The sequence below is a fragment of the Streptomyces sp. NPDC047315 genome (assembly GCF_040643215.1).
In the GTDB taxonomy this organism is placed as follows: Bacteria; Actinomycetota; Actinomycetes; order Streptomycetales; family Streptomycetaceae; genus Streptomyces.
Genome location: NZ_JBEYTZ010000093.1, coordinates 1 through 4,688 on the forward strand (window position 1 = coordinate 1; position 4,688 = coordinate 4,688).

Annotated in this window: 1 protein-coding gene; it reads left to right on the plus strand. The window is 74.1% G+C overall.

All coding sequences use genetic code 11. From position 1 onward, the window contains the following. On the plus strand, positions 1–4,688 hold a 4,688-nt coding region (locus ABZ842_RS38585; protein WP_361548506.1), incomplete at both ends, for a beta-ketoacyl synthase N-terminal-like domain-containing protein.

Consider the following 4,688-nt stretch of genomic DNA (forward strand, 5'->3'; position numbering starts at 1 on the left):
GAGTTCGAGGAACAGATCTCCTCCCTCACCTTCCACCAGCCGACACTTCCACTGATCAGCAACCTCACAGGGGAGCCGGCTGGTCCGGAGATCGCCACGCCCGCGTACTGGGCCCGACACATCCGCCAACCCGTCCACTTCGCCCCCGCCATTACGCACGTGGCCCCCGACACCGGTGTCTTCCTCGAACTCGGCCCGGATCCGGTCCTGGCCACCGCAACCCAACGCACCCTCGACGCCGACCACAGCCCCGTCGTGACCTCCGTCCTGCATCGCAAGCGAACTGACACCGATGCGCTCGCCCTCGCTCTGGCCCAGCTCCACACCCACGGCACCGACGTCGACTGGCGCGCATGGTTCACCACCCACGACACCACCACCACACCCCACACCATCGACCTCCCCACCTACGCCTTCCAACGCCACCGCTACTGGTTGGCGTCGGGCGGTGTCGGAGACGTGGGCGCGGCCGGGCTGCGGCGGGTGGAGCACGCGTTGTTGCCGGCCGCTGTCGCGCTCGCCGACGGCGGACTGTTGCTGTCGGGCCGGGTGATGGCCACCGGCGACCGCGCCTGGCTGGCCGACCACCGAATCCTGGGGACCGTCCTGGTGCCGGGTGCGGCGCTGGTGGAGTGGGCGTTGCGGGCCGCCGACGAGGCGGGCTGTGGCGGCGTGGACGAACTCGTCCTCCAAGCACCCCTGGTGGTGCCCGAAGCAGGCGCCGTGCAGATCCAGGTCGTCGTGGACGCTGCGGCCTCGGACGGCGCACGTGACGTACGCGTCTACTCGCGCCCGGAGCGTGACGGCGCCGACGACACCGAGGGTGACGACGGTCAGGACTGGACGTGCCACGCCGAAGGCACCCTCACCCCGCAGGCCCGCCCCGCGCCGCCGCCAGAGGACACGTCGGCCTGGCCCCCGGCCGGCGCGCGCCCGCTGGACGTGACCGGCTTCTACGAGCGGACTTGGGCCGCCGGTTACGGCTACGGGCCCGCGTTCCAAGGCGTACGGGCCGCATGGCGGGACGGCGCCGACCTGCTCGCCGAGGTCGAGCTGCCGGACGGCGCGGGGGACCGGGACGGCTTCGGCATCCACCCGGCGCTCCTGGACGCCGCTCTCCACCCCGGCCTGCTGTTGGAGGAGCCGACGGAGGACGGCCCGGTACGGGTCCCGTACGCCTGGCGCGGCGTGACGCTGTGGGCGGACGGCGCGACCCGCGTACGGGTCAGGCTCAGCCCGGACCGCGAAGCCGCGGTGGGTGAGCGCGCGCTGCGGCTGACGGTCTCGGACCCGTCGGGCGCCGCAGTGATCGGCGCCGCCTCCTTGGTGCTGCACCCCGTAGAGCCCGGTCAGTTGCGGGCCGCCCGTCGACAGGGCCCGCGCGGCTTGTTCGCCTTGGAGTGGGTCCCGACGGGGACTGCCGACGGCGACACAGCGACGGACACCGGAACCGAACCTTGGGCAGGGCTCGGACTGCGTCTGCCGGGGCCCGACCACGCCTCGTACCCGGACCTGGCTGCGCTGACCGCCGCCCTCGACGACACCACCGCCCCCACCGTCGTCGTCGCCGACCTCGCATCGGCCGGATACGACAGGGATGGGGACGGGGACGGTGCGTACGCCGCCCGGCGCGCGCTCACCCTCGTACAGCACTGGCTGAACGAGCCCCGGTTGGCCGAGACCCAGCTGATCCTCCTCACCCGGCGGGCCGTCGCGTCCGACGAACCCGACCCGGCCGCAGCCGCGGTGTGGGGGCTGGTACGCACCGCGCAGGCCGAGGAGCCCGCACGGTTCACCCTCCTGGACCTGGACGTGGACCTGGACTCGGCCTCGGAGGGCGGCGCCGAACTGCCAACCGTTCCCGAAGGCGTCGTCACGGCGGCTGTACGAGCCCTGGCGGAGAACGAACCGCAGGCGGCCGTACGCGATGGGCAACTGCTCGTCCCGCGGCTGGCCCGCACCCACCCCCCGCAGGACGGCCCGCCCCCGGCGCTCGACCCGGAGGGCACCGTACTGATCACCGGAGGCACGGGCACCGTCGGCAGCCTCGTCGCCGAACACCTGGTGCGCACCTGGGGCGTGCGCCACCTCGTGCTCGCCGCCCGGCGCGGCCCCGACGCACCCGGCGCAGCGGAGCTGACGGAGCGTCTGACGGCCCTGGGTGCCAGCGTCCGCGTGGTGGCGGCGGACGTCAGTGCCGCCGACGCCGTGACCGCGCTGGTCGCCGACGTCGACCCCGGGCACCCGCTCACCGGCGTGGTCCACGCGGCCGGCGCCCTGGACGACGGCGTACTCCCCGCCCAGTCCCCGGAACGGTTGGCCGCGGTGTGGGGGGCGAAGGCGACCGCGGCGGCACACCTGCACGCCGCCACCGCCGACCTGCCGCTCGCGCTCTTCCTCATCTTCTCCTCGGCCGCCGCCTGCCTCGGCAGCGCCGGCCAGGCCAACTATGCTGCCGCCAACGCCTACTGCGACGCCCTGGCCGTACGGCGGCGGGCCGCCGTACGGCCCGGGCTGTCCATCGGCTGGGGCCTTTGGGCCGAGGCCAGCGGCATGACCGGACACCTGACGGACACGGACCTGGACCGCCTCAGCCGCGCCGGCGGACGCCCGCTCAACGCCGAGCAGGCACTTGACCTGCTCGACGCGGGCTGCCGGCACGGCGCCCCGTATCTGCTGGCCGCCAACCTGGACGCCCACCGGATCGCCGCCCGCCCGGGCCACTCCCTGCCGTCGCCGCTGCGCGCCCTCGCCGGGACCGGCCGCGGGGCCCGGCGCACGGCCGCCGTCGGCGGGCCCGCCGGATCACGGCTCGCCGCCCGGCTTGCGTCCCTCGACGACAAGGCCAAACTCGAAGCGCTGCTCGACGTCGTCGCCGACGGCGCAGCCGTCGCACTGGGCCACCGCTCGGCACAGGACGTACGGGCCGACGCGTCGTTCAAAGACCTCGGGTTCGACTCCCTGACCGCGGTGGAACTGCGCAATCGGCTGTCGGAGGCCGCCGGGGTGCGACTGTCGGCGACGCTGATCTTCGACTACCCCACCCCGCGGGCCCTCGCCGCACACCTGGCCACCCGGCTGGACGGCCGCGCCCAGGCGCAGCAACATGCGCCCACGCCGCCGACGGTCGGCACGGCCGCCGCCGACGAGCCGATCGCCATCGTGGCGATGGCCGGCCGCTACCCCGGCGGAGTGACCTCGCCCGAGGACCTGTGGGACCTGGTGACCGACGGCCGGGACGCCATCGGGGCCTTCCCCGCCGACCGTGGCTGGAACCTGCCGGGCCTCTTCCACCCCGACCCCGACCACCCCGGCACCAGCTACGCCAGCGAAGGCGGCTTCGTCGACGGCGCCGGCGAGTTCGACGCAGCGTTCTTCGGCGTCAACCCCCGCGAGGCGGTGGCGATGGACCCCCAGCAGCGGCTGCTGCTGGAAACCGCCTGGCAGGTGCTGGAACGCGCGGGAATCGACCCGCTGTCCCTCAAGGGCAGTCGCACGGGCGTGTACGCCGGCGTCATGTACCACGACTACGGGGTCGGCGCGATGGGCGGCGACGCCCAACTGGAGGGCTACGCCATGCTGGCGGGCTCCGGCAGCGTCGTGTCCGGCCGGGTCGCGTACACGCTGGGCCTCGAAGGCCCCGCGGTGACGGTGGACACCGCGTGTTCGTCGTCGCTGGTGGCCATGCACTTCGCCGCGCAGGCGCTGCGGCAGGGCGAGTGCTCGCTGGCGCTGGCGGGCGGGGTGACCGTGCTCGCGACCCCCGAGGTCTTCACGTCCTTCTCGCGTCAGCGCGGGCTGGCGGCCGACGGCCGGTGCAAGGCGTTCTCCGCGGCGGCCGACGGCGTCGGCTGGTCGGAGGGCGTCGGCCTGGTGCTGTTGGAGAAGCTGTCGGACGCGCGGCGCAACGGCCACCCGGTGCTGGCGGTGCTGCGCGGCTCGGCGGTGAACCAGGACGGGGCGAGCAACGGTCTGACGGCCCCGAACGGCCCGTCGCAGGAGCGCGTCATCCGACAGGCGCTCGCCAGCGCCCGACTGACGAGCGCGGACGTCGACGTCGTCGAGGGCCACGGCACGGGTACGACGCTCGGCGATCCGATCGAGGCGGGCGCGTTGTTGGCGACGTATGGGCAGGAGCGGGCGGATGGTCGTCCGTTGTTGTTGGGTTCGGTGAAGTCGAACATCGGGCACACGCAGGCCGCGGCGGGTGTGGCGGGTGTGATCAAGATGGTGATGGCGATGCGGCACGGCGTGCTGCCGGCGTCGCTGCACATTGACGAGCCGTCGCCGCACGTGGACTGGTCGGCTGGCGCGGTGCGTCTGCTGACGGAGCAGACGGAGTGGCCGCAGGACGGACGTCCGCGGCGGGCCGGGGTGTCGTCGTTCGGGGTCTCCGGGACCAATGCGCACGTGATCCTGGAGCAGGCTCCGGAACCACAGGCGTCCACGGATGAGCGGACCGAGCCGGACGGCACGGCCGGACCGGTCCCCTGGCTGGTGTCGGCGCGCAGCGGCGCAGGGCTGCGCGCACAGGCGACCGTCCTCGGCGACCACGTGATGTCCGGCCCCGGTGCGGCGCCGTTGGACACGGCCTGGTCGTTGCTGACGACGCGGGCGGGGTTTGAGCAGCGGGCCGTGGTGGTGGGTGAGGACGTCGACCAGCTTGTTGCGGGGTTGCGGGCGTTGGC